General features: G+C 49.0%; 15 protein-coding genes and 1 pseudogene. 13 read left to right on the top strand and 3 right to left on the bottom strand.

Annotated features, from left to right (window positions below):
* Positions 1 to 528: 528 nt before the first annotated feature.
* Complete coding sequence (locus NFS35_RS23740; RefSeq protein ID WP_251209535.1) at positions 529 to 1,713, top strand: DUF4300 family protein; 1,185 nt, start codon at positions 529 to 531, stop codon at positions 1,711 to 1,713.
* Between the two features lie 160 nt (positions 1,714 to 1,873).
* On the opposite strand, the gene NFS35_RS29140 is transcribed toward NFS35_RS23740, so the two are convergent.
* The 3 genes from NFS35_RS29140 to NFS35_RS23730 form a co-directional block, all read right to left on the bottom strand.
* The gene (locus NFS35_RS29140; protein WP_275564732.1) at positions 1,874 to 1,999 is read right to left on the bottom strand and encodes a hypothetical protein; all 126 of its coding nucleotides are present in this window, start codon (positions 1,997 to 1,999) and stop codon (positions 1,874 to 1,876) included.
* On the bottom strand, positions 1,999 to 3,519 hold the full coding sequence (locus NFS35_RS23735) for a nitrilase-related carbon-nitrogen hydrolase (RefSeq protein ID WP_251209534.1): 1,521 nt from the start codon (positions 3,517 to 3,519) through the stop codon (positions 1,999 to 2,001). The genes NFS35_RS29140 and NFS35_RS23735 overlap by 1 nt, the downstream gene beginning before the upstream one ends.
* A gap of 156 nt (positions 3,520 to 3,675) precedes the next feature.
* Positions 3,676 to 4,752 carry a hypothetical protein gene (locus NFS35_RS23730; RefSeq protein WP_251209533.1) on the bottom strand — a complete coding sequence of 359 codons (1,077 nt, stop codon included), beginning with the start codon at positions 4,750 to 4,752 and terminating at the stop codon, positions 3,676 to 3,678.
* 281 nt (positions 4,753 to 5,033) lie between these two features.
* Here NFS35_RS23730 and NFS35_RS23725 point away from each other — a divergent pair, with 281 nt between their 5' ends.
* The 12 genes and pseudogenes from NFS35_RS23725 (at position 5,034) to NFS35_RS23670 (ending at position 15,469) form a co-directional block, all read left to right on the top strand.
* On the top strand, positions 5,034 to 5,909 hold the full coding sequence (locus NFS35_RS23725) for an NAD-dependent epimerase/dehydratase family protein (protein WP_251209532.1): 876 nt from the start codon (positions 5,034 to 5,036) through the stop codon (positions 5,907 to 5,909).
* Positions 5,910 to 6,004: 95 nt separating this feature from the next.
* Positions 6,005 to 6,415: an AAA family ATPase gene (locus tag NFS35_RS30065; protein WP_330640427.1), complete on the top strand. Its 411-nt coding sequence runs from the start codon at positions 6,005 to 6,007 to the stop codon at positions 6,413 to 6,415.
* Positions 6,339 to 7,157, top strand: a pseudogene (locus tag NFS35_RS23720) (PD-(D/E)XK nuclease domain-containing protein); the annotation flags it as partial. The gene NFS35_RS30065 and the pseudogene NFS35_RS23720, both read left to right, overlap by 77 nt.
* Before the next feature lie 84 nt (positions 7,158 to 7,241).
* Positions 7,242 to 8,909 (top strand): hypothetical protein, encoded by a 1,668-nt coding sequence (locus NFS35_RS23715; protein WP_251209531.1) that lies wholly within the window; start codon positions 7,242 to 7,244, stop codon positions 8,907 to 8,909.
* 199 nt (positions 8,910 to 9,108) lie between these two features.
* Positions 9,109 to 10,062, top strand: a complete 954-nt coding sequence (locus NFS35_RS29455; RefSeq protein WP_330640425.1) for a GNAT family N-acetyltransferase — start codon at positions 9,109 to 9,111, stop codon at positions 10,060 to 10,062.
* Between the two features lie 232 nt (positions 10,063 to 10,294).
* Complete coding sequence (locus NFS35_RS23700; protein ID WP_251209530.1) at positions 10,295 to 10,876, top strand: hypothetical protein; 582 nt, start codon at positions 10,295 to 10,297, stop codon at positions 10,874 to 10,876.
* A gap of 135 nt (positions 10,877 to 11,011) precedes the next feature.
* Complete coding sequence (locus tag NFS35_RS23695) at positions 11,012 to 11,152, top strand: hypothetical protein (protein ID WP_251209529.1); 141 nt, start codon at positions 11,012 to 11,014, stop codon at positions 11,150 to 11,152.
* A gap of 342 nt (positions 11,153 to 11,494) precedes the next feature.
* A complete protein-coding gene (locus NFS35_RS23690) occupies positions 11,495 to 12,097 on the top strand; it encodes an RNA polymerase sigma factor (protein ID WP_251209528.1) in 603 nt (200 codons plus the stop codon).
* Positions 12,094 to 13,401, top strand: a complete 1,308-nt coding sequence (locus NFS35_RS23685) for a hypothetical protein (RefSeq protein WP_251209527.1) — start codon at positions 12,094 to 12,096, stop codon at positions 13,399 to 13,401. The genes NFS35_RS23690 and NFS35_RS23685 overlap by 4 nt, the downstream gene beginning before the upstream one ends.
* A 172-nt stretch (positions 13,402 to 13,573) precedes the next feature.
* Complete coding sequence (locus tag NFS35_RS23680; RefSeq protein WP_251209526.1) at positions 13,574 to 14,038, top strand: MarR family winged helix-turn-helix transcriptional regulator; 465 nt, start codon at positions 13,574 to 13,576, stop codon at positions 14,036 to 14,038.
* Positions 14,019 to 14,498 (top strand): GNAT family N-acetyltransferase, encoded by a 480-nt coding sequence (locus NFS35_RS23675; protein WP_251209525.1) that lies wholly within the window; start codon positions 14,019 to 14,021, stop codon positions 14,496 to 14,498. The genes NFS35_RS23680 and NFS35_RS23675 overlap by 20 nt, the downstream gene beginning before the upstream one ends.
* Positions 14,498 to 15,469, top strand: a complete 972-nt coding sequence (locus NFS35_RS23670) for a helix-turn-helix transcriptional regulator (RefSeq protein ID WP_251209524.1) — start codon at positions 14,498 to 14,500, stop codon at positions 15,467 to 15,469. Before NFS35_RS23675 ends, NFS35_RS23670 begins: the two co-directional genes overlap by 1 nt.
* Positions 15,470 to 15,701 lie beyond the last annotated feature (232 nt).

The following is a 15,701-nucleotide window of genomic DNA, read 5'->3' as shown; positions in this document are numbered from 1 at the left end:
GCGATGAGCTTTATTTACAAAAACTTGGGGTGACTATCAGTTGATGTTTTGAGTATATATTTTACAACTTTTAGGTTACGGAAGGATTCCCGGTCCGCAGATTCCATGATATCGTTCATTCTGCGTCCTCCCTATTAAGTTTGGCATCTCCCCCGCCAGTACCCGGACACGGGCAGAGTATTTCCGGCCGCGAAAGGAAAACATAGACAGGAATACAGATGGAGCAAAGGACAGTTCCTTTTCCAGGTCTTTGGGCAGGGGGATACGGGATGCCTGCGGGTGTACACCCGGTACGAAAGCAAAGCGAACACCGATGAGGGAGAGGATTCGGAAGCCGCTGTCTCAGGGTGGTCCGATGTGGCAGATTACATGGATGAACATATGATTTGACTTCCCGCATAAAACCATTTAGACCGTGAATCACGACACGACCAATGAACTGTAATCTTAAGGATTTGTTTATGGAAATGCAAAAGGGGTTGTGGTAGAATCAATAAATGAAAAAAGGAAAAGGCGGTCTTGTGGGATATGATGAAAAGTGCGAAAAAACATATAAAAATTACCTGTTCATGCGCAATAATGGTTTTACTGTTTTGTTCTGCCTGCGGCAATGCAGAAATGCCGTTTACGGCGGTAGGGGAGAAGCAGGGAAGCAGCCAGGCGGGCGACGAAGCGATGGGTGAAGAAACTCCAGGCGACGGAACGCCGGGTGACGAAGCTCCGGGCGATGGAACGCCGGGTGACGAAACTCCAGGCGACGGAACGCCGGGTGACGAAACTTCTGGCGACGAAGCGATGGGTGAAGAAACTCCAGGCGATGGAATGTCGGGGGACGAAGTTCCGGGGAATCAAAATACAGATGCTGCGCTCCGGAATAAACTGACATATTCAAATTTAGACAGTGAATCATCTATGGATGAAGTGCGGGATATCCTGACAAAAGCCGGTATTCAGGCAGATTATGTGGATGCTGTATTGAGCTGGGCGACAGACTATAATGACAGTATGAGGGAATGTCCGTCTTTTTCATTGGTGGGGGATTTTATGACAATAGACGGAATGACAGTTGATTATGGGGATTATCCTGCCATGTCCACACAATGGTATAAGCGCAATAATCGAAATTATCACGATGTCGTCTGTAGGATTGTGGCTTATGAGTTGAGCCAGGACAATATCTCAATAGGGAACGTGATCAAAGAAGAGGATTTTGATTGTTGGGACGAGAATACGGCATGGCTTTATACTGACGGCGATATCCTTTTCGGGCGGGAAGCCGTGGAGGGCGAGCATAAAGCGTATGTGCCTTTTCCGCTGATTGACTGGAGCAAGGATATGCAGGCAGAATATTTTACCCTGTTTGACCCGATTGGCATTACAGAGCAATGCAGTGAGCAGGAAATGTTTCAGGCCATTTTGGAAAAGTGGAATGGGCAGGAGATTTCATTCAAGGAAAGCGCATTTTCTTTGATTACTTTTTGGACGCAAAGCGGTGACAGGATATGCGCTTCCCATGCTGCTGTTTTGATTGAAATGGATAATGGATATCTGCTGTTTGAAAAAACGAATCCGGAATCTCCCTATGCGGCAACAAAATTTTCTTCTACCGATGAAGTGAAGCAATATTTATATCGCATGATGGAATTAGATTATGCAAGATATGATGACCAAGTTGGGACTTATGTTATTTTGCAGAATGACAGGTTGCTTTAACTTTCAGAATCCGTCTCGGGATTGGCTTATACTGCTTAACGATTTCACTTGCCGTGAAACCAGACTGCATAACGCTGACTGGTTCATTCGCATGATTACATTAGGCAGTATTCAGCGTTATGCAGTATAAGATTTCAAGATAAGGGTTTGCAGACCCTGATCACGCAGTTTGAAGTGCCTCCCCGGTACTGGAGCCGGAATAATCCGACAGTAATTCAAGCATAAATCCTCCAAATGAAAGTAAACTCAGCCATAAATATTTTGTCCATTTTACTTCTTTAACCATTATCCTTTCCTTATGAAATTCCGATTTTTCGCTTTTGGCAATTTATTTAATCGTTTCATTTTGGGAAGTATGAAACTCCCTAACAAATATAAATTGCACAGATATACAAATAGATTTCCGATATACGAATAAAGGGTAAAGCGTCCTTTCATAGCAACCTGTGCTGAGAATGTCTTTGTATCAGACTGAAAGTAATCGGCCTGTGCCAACACACAGCCCTTAACGTTTGAAACAATCGACATTCCGTTATTTGTATGTCTGATTATATTGCTTCCATTTTCAACCCCACGCACAATCGCTGTCTTTGCAGCTAATAATGTCATTTCTTTCCAATCCGAAGCTGGAACTATTAGTATATCTACATTATTTCTGCCTGCCTGCTGTATTTTAGACAAAAATGCCATATCAGAACATATAAACGGCGCAATTCTACCATATTCTGTATCAAAACTTTTTAGCATTCCATCTCCTTTTTGGCACAATTCTCCGATGGAACGTCCATGCTTAAAATATTCTGATATCAGTTCTCCCTGTGGATTAAATGCTGCCGTTTTATTTTCCTTTAAGTCCTCGTAAGGGGTTTTCACCAGTAATGAAACAATCAAATAAATCTCTTCCTGTTTCGCCATATCCGACGCCCGCTGCAGAAGCATATCCTCATCTTGTTTTAAAACCGCTCCATTCAGTTCCGACCAAAAAACAATCTTTGCACCTGCCTGTGCTTCCAACTCTGTTTTCAGGAAAAGTTCATCAGCTACTGATGCTAGTTTATTCCTTGTATTGGTAAAGTTTTCATCAGTAAATGTATTGGTATAAAATGTAGAATATACATCTTTATCATTATTTAACAGCTCTGAAATCGGAACGGTTACCCCAGCGATCCTGACACTTTTATCTGAATTTCCTGCAAAATGATACATAACAACTCCATAGACAAATACCAGGCAAATTACAGAACCATATACGATTATGTATTTCCTGATGTATTCTTTTTTGCTTTTATTGTTCCAAATCCATATAACCATTGCCGCCGTCCAATACATTAAAAAGGTGATTCCGTAAATCCCTGTTACCGTTACTATTTGTAGCAGGTATAGATTTTGGTATTGTGTATAAGCGTCAGACAACCCGCCCAAAATAGGATATACCAAATACATGATATATTCTATTGATACCATTATACTTGCAAAAATAACAGTATCTTGAAATCTCATTTTTGATTTAGACCAATAGATATATGGTAGAATTTTCAGAAAAGCTATCAAAAAAGCTGCCACGATACATATTTTTATATCCATTCCGATGGCTTTTTCAAACTGGAAAACAAACCCGATGGCATATATTGAGCCAATTATAAGATATGCTTTTCGGGTATGATTGAGAGAAAGCATATGCAAAAACAAAATTGGATAAATCCATGCAAAAATCGGGATACACCATTCTCCATTGGACATTACAAAAATTAAAAAAGTTAAGATTATGAAAACTGCAAATCGGTTATTTTTCAAAAGATTTTTCATTGCCAAACTCCTTTATTATTAAAAATATAATACTTCATTCCTCCCATTCGTTCCTCCAATTGAATGGCTAAACTTGAAGTCGGCTCAATTATCATAGTAAAATACAACGGCATTGTCCAATGCTTATGTGGGATTGCTGCGAGGTGGTTCATTCCTCTAATGAGCTGCCTGGTAATCGAGCACAAAAGCATCGATATCGGAATAATGTTTTGCCTGCAGCCCCGCTTTTTTGTATTCGTTCAGATATTCGCTCAAAATACCGTCGAACCCTGCGGCCGTCTTGCGCAAGTCTTCCGGATCATATGCTCTCAGCACGTCATATCTGTCAATCGCCGCTTCGCTGTGGATTTCATCGAACATTGCCTTTGCGCTGACCAGGCTCATAAATGCAAGATGCCGGTTGTCTGCTTCCGCTGCCGCATGCATCTTATTCCGCCAATTTGAGTACATTTCTTCGTAAGTGCCGTCAAGTTCATCTGGGGATGCCGGTTTCTTCCGGAGGGCAAGGGTTTCTTTCACATGGTGGAACGCGGCCATGGTTTCTTTCATCAGCGCGGACAAATGGGTGCGCACTGACGTCACGGATGTGGCCGAGAGGACAGCATCTATCAAGCCGCAAAGATTTTCCGGCCGATTTTCCATGGCGTTCAGCTCCTCATAAGCTCGTTTTACGCCGTAACGGAAATACCGTTTATTTAACATTGCAATCGCGTTTTCGACATAATAAATGACCCTGCCCGCCCCGTCCAGCACATCAGACTGCTGTTCCGAAATCATGGCCAATGTGTAATAATGCTCCGCCTCTTTTAATAGCTTCTCTGCTTTCGTATAGTCTTCCTCAGAGAAAGGGGCCGTCAAAATGCCGCTGGCCTTTTTCCGCAGATTCTCCAGCCGTTCTCGGTACTTCTCGTCTGCGCAATAGACGATTTTGGCATCCATCAGCTTGGAAATATTGGGGTGTTCATATTCGGCGTCTTTCTGCAGACGTTCCCAGGTGGTACAGTAGATGTCATGTCCGACATGTAAGTCGTCCTGGATAAAGGTACAACCCAATTGCCAGCCTCTGTCATCGTTGATCAGGATGAGCAGGTCCAAATCCGACCTCTCATAATAGTCCCCCGTCATAAAGGAACCGTTTATCCCTATCAAAGCCAGCGCGCCCGGACACGCAATAGCTGCTTTTTTTATGACGGCATCGATTATCTTCTGGTTTCTTTCCTCTAAATGGTTCATTCCGTTATCTCCTGGCTATGATATTTGTTGTTTCCATTCATTTTAGCAAAGGCAGAAGACAAGCGCAAGGAGTAATTTGCTATAGTATGTTTTCGATGTTTTCCATGTTTGTAATCGTTTCGATTGTTTTCGATGGCAGAGTTCTGCAGCGCACAGCGAAAACTATGCTCTTTCAGCTCAGGAGAAAATGTGCTACAATAGGAAAGGGCATCCTCTGCGCCGCATTCGGTTTGTTTCCTGGAGAGTGAGGTTTAGATGCCGGAAAAAGGAGGGAGCACAGTATGGAAATTTTAGTAGTGGGCGGTACAAAGTATTTTGGAATTCCGATGGTACAGAAATTGATAGAGCAGGGGCATAGAATTACTCTTGCGACCAGGCAGACAGCACAGGATTGTTTTGGTGAACAAGTGGAAAGAATTAAAATTGAAAGAACCAACCCTGAATCGTTAAAAAATGCCTTTTCCGGAAGAAGATTCGATGTTGTGATTGACAAGTTAGGTTATTGCTCCAATGACATGAAATATATGATGGAGACAGTTTGCTTCAATAAGTATATATACATGTCTAGTACTGCAGTTTATCAGCCCAAAGTGGTAGATACTCGAGAAGAATTATTCGATGGATTACATAAGGAACTTGTCTGGTGCAATAGGACAGATTTTTCTTATGATGAAATTAAGAGACAGGCTGAATGCGCATTATGGCAAGAGTATAGAGATAGAAACTGGATTGCGGTCAGATATCCGTTTGTCACAAGCAAAGATGACTATACAAAAAGGCTATTGTTCTACATCGAACATGCGATGAAAGGCATGCCTATGAATATTGACAATGTGGATAGCCAGATGAGCTTGATTCATGCAAAGGAAGCAGGTGAGTTTTTAGCATATCTTGTGGACATAGACTTTCAGGGAGCAATCAATGGGTGCTCTGATAATACTGTGTCTATCAGAGAGATTCTTGATTATGTGGAAACTAAGACAGGAAAAAAGTCGATTATCAATTCATCTGGTGATACTGCCCCATATAATGGGGAACCAAGCCACAGCATTAACACTGATAAAGCGAAACGGCTGGGTTACCAATTCTCAAATCTGAATGATTGGTTATGGGATTTGGTAGACTATTATATCGGTATAACAACTATAAATGTGTGATAGGATATCTATACACAAGTTTAGAGGTAGGAACTGTCGGAAAATTGCAGACAATTCCTTGGTAACAGACAAATCATCATGTTGGGAGGAAATTTATGGCAAGGACAGTCGGCATCGGACATCAGGATTTCGAGACAGTCATCACAAAAGGCATCTTTTATATAGACAAGGCCAGTTTTATCAAAGAATGGTGGGAAAACGAGGACAGCGTGACCCTGATTGCCCGCCCCCGGCGCTTTGGCAAGACGCTGAACATGAGCATGGTGGAGAAGTTCTTCTCCATAGATTTTGCGGGGAAAGGGGAACTGTTCGAAGGCCTTGCCATCTGGCAGGAAAAATCTCCGGATGGGGATTACAGGTACAGGCGCCTTCAGGGAACCTGCCCTGTCGTCAGCCTTTCTTTTGCAAAGGTGAAAGCGGGCACGTTACAACAGCCTTGTGGGGAAGCTGATTCGGGAGGGCAGCCAGCAGGTAAAGCAGGATTTCGAAAGCCTGATGCAGGGTGAAGCAATCCGGATGGAGATAGACGAGCAGATTGTATACAATCAGCTGAACCGGAAAAAGAATGCCATCTGGAGCCTTCTGCTGGCCAGCGGGTACCTGAAAGCGGAGGATACGGAATTTTCCGAGGAGACAGGACGGTGCTATTACACACTGGCGCTGACGAACAGGGAAGTCCGCTTCATGTTCGAAAGCATGGTTCGGGACTGGTTTGCGGAGGATGACAGCAGCTATAACGATTTTATCAGGGCGCTGCTGGCGGATGACATTAAGGCGATGAATATCTATATGAACAGGGTGGCCCTGCAGAGCTTCAGCTATTTCGACACCGGGAACAGGCCTTCCGGGGAGGAGCCGGAACGCTTCTACCATGGATTTGTCTTAGGGCTGATGGTGGAACTGACGGACAGGTATGTGCTGACTTCCAACCGGGAGAGCGGGTTTGGCAGGTACGATGTGATGCTGGAGCCCAGGCAGTATAAGGACGGGAATCTGGAGGAGGATGCGAAAATAAATAGTGAAAACGGAAATGCGATAATAAATAATCGCAATAGAAATGCTATTATTATCGAGTTTAAGGTACAGGATTCGGAGGAGAAGAGCCTTGCGGATACTGTGGCGGCTGCGCTGAAGCAGATTGACCGCATGCAGTATGCGGCATCTCTGGAGGCAAAGGGGATTCCCGCGGAGCGGATTCGGAAGTACGGTTTTGCTTTCCGGGGAAAGGGAGTGCTGATAGGGTCGTGAGTGTGGATGCTGTCGCGATAAGTCGAAAAAGCAGCCCCGGAAATGAGTAGCGGTACCGCACAGGGCATGTGGGGAGGTTTTTTGATGAAATTACCAAAAGTATTGCAATCTCTGCAAAATGTACATATAATCATACAAAGGTGGGTAGACCATTTTCTGCCAAACCCGGAAAAACGCCAGGCGCGGGAGATTCTGCTGCTCATCTGCCGGAAATACCATGAGGAAGAGACAGGGACAGAAAGCGGAACAGACGCGTCAAAGAGGAATCTGCCAGGGAAGCGAAAACGATTTCTGCACATCTTATGGGAAGAGTGGAAAGAGCGCAAATGGCTGTCCGTTATCTGCCATCCGGTTTTTCTGCAAAGGCAGTACAGCCCGGAAGTCCTGGCAGGTCTCTGCGGCTTTTTGCAGGAAGAAAGCCAGGTTCGTCCGGAGGGGATAGGGCAGGATCTGTATTTTGCCCTGTGCATGGCATATGGATTTTTCATGGATGGCGATGGTACGGCGGACGGTGCGGCGGCTGCTGACAGGCAGGCGAAGCTGGCGGCATCGCCTGGGGCGGAAAGCGAGTATGACCGTATGAAAGGGCTGCTTGCCGCACACCCCAGTCAACGGGAGTATGTGCAGGATCTCCAGTGCTGGCCTGATTTGATAGAAGAGCGCCGTTTCTTTTCTTTCTGCCGGGAAGCATGCTGTCTCTGGCAGGGCACGGGGAATCAGGAACAGCAGGCCGCCTTCGGGGAGGGCTTTCCGGACATGGCGGAGCAATGGCTGCTGATGTCCTCCCTCCCCAAGTCCGATACGGAATTCGTCTTCCGTAACCTCTGCCACCTGCCACAGCCTCTATTTTCACGGCAGCTGGCGGCGAAAATGCAGGAATACACCCATCTGTGCCGGGAGCGGCAGGAATTTTTCCAGGCGTTCGTGGACGCGCTGGATCATACGGGAGATGGGCGTTCTGTCCATGAATGCGGATATGTGCCGCTTATGCAGCGCTTCAGCGCCCTGAGGGCACGATATGGTTCGGCGGGGAGCTGGAAAAAGCATCTGTGCAGCCGCAGTTTCCAGAACGCATTCCGTGACTGGGTGCTGCACCCGCGCCATGACGGCTATGTCAGCTCCTGGGCCAGGTATCTGGAATACTATGGGTGGCGGGAGGTGCGCAGCCAGTTCGACGGCAGTTCGCCTTTTGAGGAAGAGCTGCTTGCGTGGCTTACGACCGACCTGTACTTCACAGAGTACGAGAAACGTTACCAAAAGGAGTCGGCATGGAAGGAGCAGCAGATAGAAAAGGCCTATTTCCGTGAACTGTTCCCCTTGCCGGAACGAAGCGAAGGAAAGCTTGAGGTGCTCCGCAAGGCAGAGCAGGGGAAGCCAATCGACGCAAAGAAGGCGTCGGAAGCCCTCAGCGAACTGTACGCATATGATGAAACGGCGCTGCGCCGCCTGACGCAGGCCACCAATGCCATGGTGCGATTCAATTTCCTCCTGGGCGCGCCAAAGGACAGGGGAGACGCGGCATGGGGAGACGCGGTCTGCTTCCTGGAGGATGAGGTCCTGATCTACCGCAGGGAGGAAGACGGGACCTGCCGCATGAGCCACACCGCTTTTTTTGACCTGATTGCTCACATTGTGGACAGCAAGGCGGACTGCCACATGACGCATAAGAAGTCTTTCTATAACGATGAATTTATGGATACGGTCTGCAGAAATATGTACCTGTACGAATGCTATATATCCGGCATGAAATGACGCAGGAAGGAAGAGATTTCTTATGGTGCCACAGGAGTGTATATACGTTAAAACAACTATATAAATTCGAACAACAGAAAGGAACCGACATACCGATTGCTCCATCATTATACAGCTTAAGCAACAAGATGGGTAATTCCTTACTGGCTGTAAGGGTTATTAACCATAAATATATTGTAGTAGAAAGGAAGTCAATGATATGGAACACAAAGGAACCAAAACAATCGAGACAGAACGTTTGACCCTGCGGCCTTTCCGGGCAGAGGACGCGGAGGCCATGTTCCGCAACTGGGCCAGCGACCCGGAAGTGACGAAATTCCTGACCTGGCCCACCCACGGGGACGTAAGCGTCACCAGGCATGTCCTGGCGGATTGGGTCGGCAGGTACGGTGAGTCTTCCTATTATCAGTGGGCTATTGAACTGAAAGAAATCCGGGAGCCGATCGGCAGCATCAGCATCGTGAAGTCCAGTGACGAAACCGAATCCGCCACCATAGGCTACTGCATCGGCCGCCGCTTTTGGGGACAGGGCATCACCGCGGAGGCGCTGGAGGCCGTGATGGCCTACCTTTTTGAGGAAGTGGGCATGAACTGCGTGAACGCCTGCCACGATCCCCGCAATCCGAACTCCGGGAAAGTCATGCAAAAATGCGGCATGGCCCTGGAGGGCACATGGCGGGCAGGGGGCATCAACAACCAGGGCCGGTGCGACGAACGCTGGTATTCCATACTGAAAGCGGAATATGACAGAAGAGGAGACGCGGAAGAAATCTGGAAAGAGCTCTACGAGAAAGCCCTGGCCGTCCAGAATGGGAGGAAGATTTCAGACTATGTGGATGCGGGCGGCGTGGCGGCCGCCATTCTGACAGCCTCCGGGAACATTTACACAGGCGTATGCGTGGACACCTGCTCCACCCTGGGAATCTGTGCCGAGCGCAACGCCATGTTCAACATGCTGACCAACGGCGAGCACGAAATCCGGAAAGTGCTGGCAATCATGCCGGACGGCCGGACGGGAGCGCCCTGCGGGGCCTGCCGGGAACTGATGGCCCAGCTGATGCCGGATTCCTACAGGGACATTGAGGTCATGCTGGACTATGAGCGGAAACGGACCGCCACGCTGGGGGAACTGACGCCGGAGTGGTGGATTTAGCGGTGGATTTGAAAAGGTTGGCGGGGCGGAGTCGTTAAAGGGAACATTTTTCCGAAAAGGGAGAAAATATCTGGTAGGAAGAGGGAAAGACAATGAACGAAGAAATTCAGCGCCACTATTTGGAGACCAGCATTTATACCTATGGGGGGCATACAAGGACTTCCTGCTGTCCCTGCCGGACGAGATACCGTCCATAGGCCGGTGGGTCTGCGACCAGATCACCCATCCGTCCATGTATTTCACGGAGCCCTCCCCTTATCTGGAGGGCTCCTATTTCGGGAAATTCGCTTCTTACCCGAAGCGCCGCTTCAAGAACGAGGATGAGCTGTACATCACGGCGGTATCCATGCTTGCCGGTATCCTGTATCTGAATGGAGGGGATGAGGGGAGGAAAGATGTAACCAAGAGGATTACAGTGTCGTGCCGACAGGCTTCCGTTCTGTTCAGCGCGATTCTGAAAGCCAAGGGAATCCCCTGCCGCTCCAGAGCCGGGCTTGGGCTGAGACGACATACCCTGGACAAGAAGCTGGATGTGTTCACGCCGGATCTGCTGCAGGGCGTGTGCGAATATCTGTTCATGGATTTCCATGCCCTGATGAACAATGAGATATTCTATTCCTACCAGCCCCTGTACCTGCGGGACGGAATCCAGTTCCTGGGCGAGCCGGAGCTGCGAGAACTGGACGAGCTGGCGGAACTGCTGAGGGAACCGGATGAAAACCGGGAGCGGATAAAGGAGATGTGGGAGCACAATGAGAAGCTGTCCGTCCTGACAAATAACACGCAGAATATTTATGAGGATGTTTTCCGATGAACTCCATGCGGTGAAAGCCGCCAGATTGGGGAATCTCATCCAGCACTGGCGGGAGGGGACTTCGTCCCTGGAGGATCTGTACCGGGCGGAGGCCGATTCCGGGACAGAGCCCTGTGCAGGATGCTGCAGAAAGCCGTGGCGAAAAGAGACCCCGACACCTATGAGCCGTGGATGAAAGCGCTCATGTGTGCCGTAGGGCAGGCCTGCGACTGGACAGACCGGGCATATCTGGAACCGTTGTTGGACTATCTAAAAGGATATGCGGAAAATCTATAAAAATTCTATTTTTCATGCAACCAACTCCTGATTTTGTCGGAATATATAGTGAAAGCGGTAAGCAAAGCGCAAGAGAAAAAGGCTCTTGGAATTTTGGAAGCGGAATCAAGTATTGAGGCCGAAAGGCACCCGGAAAGCGGGGGAATCAGCCCCAAGAAGTTCCGTAAAGCAGCGTGATATGCGGCCTGGAGGTTTCGGGAGGATATAAGAAAGAATCGGAGGAGAATCCGGTTATTCCATATCTGATAACGAAAGCGATGAACGGAGCGCAGAAGAGCCAACGGGTAAGCGCAGAAGAGACAACGGGCAGGCGCAGAAGAGCCAGGGAATGAATGCCAGGGAATGGGAGCGACAAAAGGGAGCCACAGGAAAGGGGAAACAGGGATGCAGGACGAAGCGATTGTAGGGATGTACTGGCAGAGAGATGAAAACGCGATTCAGGAGACAGAGCGCAAATACGGGCGCTATCTGTCGAAGATTGCCTATCATGTGCTGGCTGACCTGGAGGACAGCAAGGAGAGCGTCAACGATACCTATCTGAAAGCGTGGAATTCCATGCCGCCCCACAGACCGGAAGTCCTTTCCGCCTACCTGGGCAGGATCACCAGACAGCTGTCCATCGACATGTTCCGGGGACGGAACCGGAAGAAGCGGCAGGCATCGGAATACGCCCTGTCCCTGTCCGAGCTGGAAGACTGCGTTTCCGGCAAAGATGCCACGGAACAGGACGTGAATCTGCATCTGCTCTCGGAGGCCATCGGCGCTTATCTCCGCACGCTGACACCGGAAGCCCGAAATACTTTCGTGGGAAGGTATTACTATATGGATTCCCTGAAAGAAGTGGCCGCATATTTCGGCATGAGCGAATCCAAGGCGAAGAGCATGCTGTACCGCACGAGACAGGGGCTGAAGGCTTATCTGGAACAGGAGGGATTTGTGGTATGAGGAAAGAACAGATCAGTGACGCTTTGAACCTGCTGGAGGACTCTGTCCTGGAAGAGACCGACAGGCTGCGGAACCGGGAGGGGAGGAAAAGGGCCGGAAGTCTGTGGAAATGGGCTGCCGCAGCGGCCGGTCTCCTGCTGGCGGCATGCGTGGGATGGATCGTCATGGAACAAAAACAGAATCAGTCGGGCCAGGACTCCTCGCTCCACGCGTCCCATGACCCAGAGGGGAGACAGGAACCCGGCACACAGGAGACGGGGGGCGCCGCAGGGCTTCCCATGCTTTCCGTGACAGAGATTGGGCAGGAGGAAGCAGCAGGCTATGAGGGCGTCAGAGTGCATGACATCTCGGAGTTAGTCAATGCGAACCCCTGGAGCGAGGCGTTGGGGATTTCATCTCTGCCGGTGTATGAAAATGTTCTCTCCTACGATGAGAGCTACATCGCACAGGGCGGAGACTTTCATAAAATGCGGGAATTCCTGATTGAGGTCGCGGGCAGCTTAGGACTGGAGGAGGAATCCCTGACCATCACGGATGATGTGCCGGACGAAGAGACGAGGCGAATCATAACGGAGAAGCTGGAGATGGGCGGAGACACCGTGCCGGAAGGGTATTTCAATCCCACGAAGCTAATCGGGGAAGCGGAAGGGCTGAAAATCCAGGTGAATCAGGCCATGACGGCTACGGTATCTTTTGAACCGGCCGTATCCCTGCCGGAGGAATATCGCTTTACCCATTACGCTGCCTATGGGGAGCTGGCGGAGACGGCAGAGTATCTGGAAAAAGAGTACGAGGATTTCATCGGGATGGAGCATCCCGTGGCGAATATCTATGGCGGCGGCTACAATATCTATCTCCAGCAGAGCTATTGGATTGAATTTTATGACCGGGCGGAGGATATGGTCCAACGCATCATCAATTACAATTTCAACCGGACGGCCTTTTACTGCGATGACCAGGGCAGGCTGTACCTGGCCAGGAGCTTCCGGCCTGATCTGTCGAGGATGGTGGGAGAGTATCCGATCATCACGGCGGAGGAGGCGAAAGAGCTTCTGCGGAAAGGCAATTATATCACCACAGCGCCCTATGAGATGCCCGGAGAGGAGTTCATCGGGAAAGTGGAGCTGGTCTACCGCGCGGGAGAGCGGGAGAGGTATTATATGCCCTATTACCGCTTTTATGTGGAACTGCCCGAAGCGGCTATGGATGACGGCCTGAAAGATTATGGCGCGTACTATGTTCCGGCTGTGGAGAGCGCCTACCTTTCCGACATGCCTGTATGGGACGGCAGCTTCAATTTCTGACAACAGCATATTTGCGGAGCGTGGATTCCGCTGCGGAAAGCTGCTCCCGCTGCCCCTGCCAGGGACGGCGGGAGTTTTGCCGTGCATCTGGCGAGGCATAATCGTTGACAACGTTCCATAAATAGTATATACTTTAAAAGTGGACGATGTCAACTATTTAGAAAGAGGTAATATGGATAGATATGATAAAACAATCAAGGAGATAAGGAAATTCAACCGTTTCTACACGGTGAATATGGGCTTCTTAGATTCAGGCTGTCTTGACACGACATATTCAATAGCGGAAATGAGAATCCTGTTTGAAATCAAAACACACGGAACATGCGCTCAAAGCGATATCACAAAAAATCTGCACATTGACAAAAGCTATTTGAGCAGGATAGTCACCCGCTTGTGTAAAAACGGCCTTATTGAGAAAGACCGGTCCGCAAAGGATAAGAGAATTACCTGTATCACCTTAACTGAAAAGGGAACTATGGAGACAGAGAGATTGATTGACTTGACGGATGATCAGATAAGAGCTCAAATAGTGCAATTAAATCTGGATGAGTGTGAAAAATTATGCAATGCAATGAATGCAGTAATTACAATATTAGGAAAAGAGGAGACAAGTGAAAATGGAAATTATACAGTTTGAAGAAAGGTACAGACAGGACTTTATTGATTTCAATACAGAGTGGATTGTATCAAATTTTGGATCCCTGGAAGAGCATGATAAGGAAACGTTCGAGAAAATCGATGATGAAATAAAGTCGGGAGCCATGATATTTTTTGCTGTCGAAAATGATGTGGCGCTTGCCACCTGCATGGCCATGCAGGTGCAGGGGAAGACATGGGAGTTATGCAAGCTTGGCTCCAACAAAAATGTCCCTCACAAAGGGGCGGGGAGCGCGGTTTTTGAAGCGGCAATGAACTGGGCATTCAGCCATGGAGCAGAAAGGCTTTTCATCCTGTCGAACAGTAAACTGAAGCCCGCCTTGCATATTTATGAAAAATATGGCTTTCAGGAAATCAAGCTTGAGAATTATGAATATGTCAGAGGGGACATAGCCTTTGAATATATAGCGCCGTCATCGGAGGCGTGCCGGGAAGCGTGATGATAAACAGACAACTGGAAATGATTTATATCCTGATGAATAAAGGCACCGTAACGGCGGAGGAACTGGCGGCCCATTTTGAGGTGTCCGCGCGCACCATATACCGGGATGTGGAGAGCCTGTCCATGGCCGGGATTCCTATCTATGCGGGCAGGGGCAAGGGCGGCGGCATCCGCCTTATGGAGCGATTCATCCTGGACAAGATGCTGCTTTCCGCGGAGGAGCAGCGCGGGATTCTGGCGGCCCTGGCCAGCCTGCGGGAGACAGGGGCGGCCGGGGAAGAGAAGACCCTGGAAAAGCTGGAGACTTTTTTCAGGACCAAGACCCGGGACTGGGTGGCCATTGATTTCTCTGACTGGAGCGGCAGGCGCGGGGAGCTGTTCGGACAGATCAAAGAGGCGATCCTGAACCGGCATGTCCTGGAATTTGACTACTTTGGTCAATATGGGGACATGAGCCATCGTCAGGCAGAGCCGGTCCAGCTGCTGTTCAAGGAATACACCTGGTATGTGCGGGCCTGGTGCCGGGCCAGAGGGGCTATGCGGCTGTTCAAGGTGCTGCGGATGAAGCGGGTGAAAGTGCTGGAGGAAGTCTTTGAGACAGAGGAGAGGCACCGGGAAGAAGAACTGCCTGGCACGCAGGGGAAAATGGCGGAAACGGATGCGGCGGCAGACAGGCCGGAAAAGTCGGGGAAACAGCAGAAAGCACCGGAAACAGACAGTGTTTTCACGGAAATAACCTTACGTATAGATAAAAAAGAGGCCTACCGGATCTATGACAGATTCGAGGAGGATGAAATCGCAGTGCTTCCACAGGGGGATTTTGAAATCCGGTTCGGCTGTTCGGTGGACGACTGGGTCTATGGGCTGATTTTGTCCTTTGGGCCGTCGGCCAAAGTGATAAGCCCGGAATGGATGAGGCGGGAACTGGCGGAAAGAATCCGGCAGATGGCGCAGGCATATGACACATGAGGCCCCGGTCAGGAGCCGGAGCGGCGCATCGTGGCAGAATGGCTGCAGACGGTCATATTATGGGATTGCGGTTTTGCAGGCAAGAGCAGCTGAATGCTGGATATAATTAGAAAATTCAGGTAGACAGCCCTGCTATCCGACAGAGGTTTCGCTGACGGTCAGGGGAATCTGTGATAAATTTAGGTGGGAATCGGAGAGAGGGATTCTGTTCCACGAAAGCATGATAAAGGGG

Origin of the sequence: Acetatifactor aquisgranensis (assembly GCF_943193215.1) — a bacterium.
Taxonomy (GTDB): domain Bacteria; phylum Bacillota; class Clostridia; order Lachnospirales; family Lachnospiraceae; genus Acetatifactor; species Acetatifactor aquisgranensis.
The sequence above is the reverse complement of the archived record's forward strand: the minus strand, read 5'-3'. Positions and strand labels throughout refer to the sequence as shown.

Coding starts and splice junctions, on each gene's coding strand:
- NFS35_RS23670 (WP_251209524.1), top strand. CDS start 14,498: ATGATAAACAGACAACTGGAAATGATTTATATCCTGATGAATAAAGGC.
- NFS35_RS23735 (WP_251209534.1), bottom strand. CDS start 3,519: ATGAAAAATCTTTTGAAAAATAACCGATTTGCAGTTTTCATAATCTTA.
- NFS35_RS23740 (WP_251209535.1), top strand. CDS start 529: ATGATGAAAAGTGCGAAAAAACATATAAAAATTACCTGTTCATGCGCA.
- NFS35_RS29455 (WP_330640425.1), top strand. CDS start 9,109: ATGGAACACAAAGGAACCAAAACAATCGAGACAGAACGTTTGACCCTG.
- NFS35_RS23700 (WP_251209530.1), top strand. CDS start 10,295: ATGTATTTCACGGAGCCCTCCCCTTATCTGGAGGGCTCCTATTTCGGG.
- NFS35_RS23690 (WP_251209528.1), top strand. CDS start 11,495: ATGGGAGCGACAAAAGGGAGCCACAGGAAAGGGGAAACAGGGATGCAG.
- NFS35_RS23685 (WP_251209527.1), top strand. CDS start 12,094: ATGAGGAAAGAACAGATCAGTGACGCTTTGAACCTGCTGGAGGACTCT.
- NFS35_RS23715 (WP_251209531.1), top strand. CDS start 7,242: ATGAAATTACCAAAAGTATTGCAATCTCTGCAAAATGTACATATAATC.
- NFS35_RS23680 (WP_251209526.1), top strand. CDS start 13,574: ATGGATAGATATGATAAAACAATCAAGGAGATAAGGAAATTCAACCGT.
- NFS35_RS29140 (WP_275564732.1), bottom strand. CDS start 1,999: ATGGTTAAAGAAGTAAAATGGACAAAATATTTATGGCTGAGTTTACTT.
- NFS35_RS23730 (WP_251209533.1), bottom strand. CDS start 4,752: ATGAACCATTTAGAGGAAAGAAACCAGAAGATAATCGATGCCGTCATA.
- NFS35_RS23725 (WP_251209532.1), top strand. CDS start 5,034: ATGGAAATTTTAGTAGTGGGCGGTACAAAGTATTTTGGAATTCCGATG.
- NFS35_RS30065 (WP_330640427.1), top strand. CDS start 6,005: ATGGCAAGGACAGTCGGCATCGGACATCAGGATTTCGAGACAGTCATC.
- NFS35_RS23675 (WP_251209525.1), top strand. CDS start 14,019: ATGGAAATTATACAGTTTGAAGAAAGGTACAGACAGGACTTTATTGAT.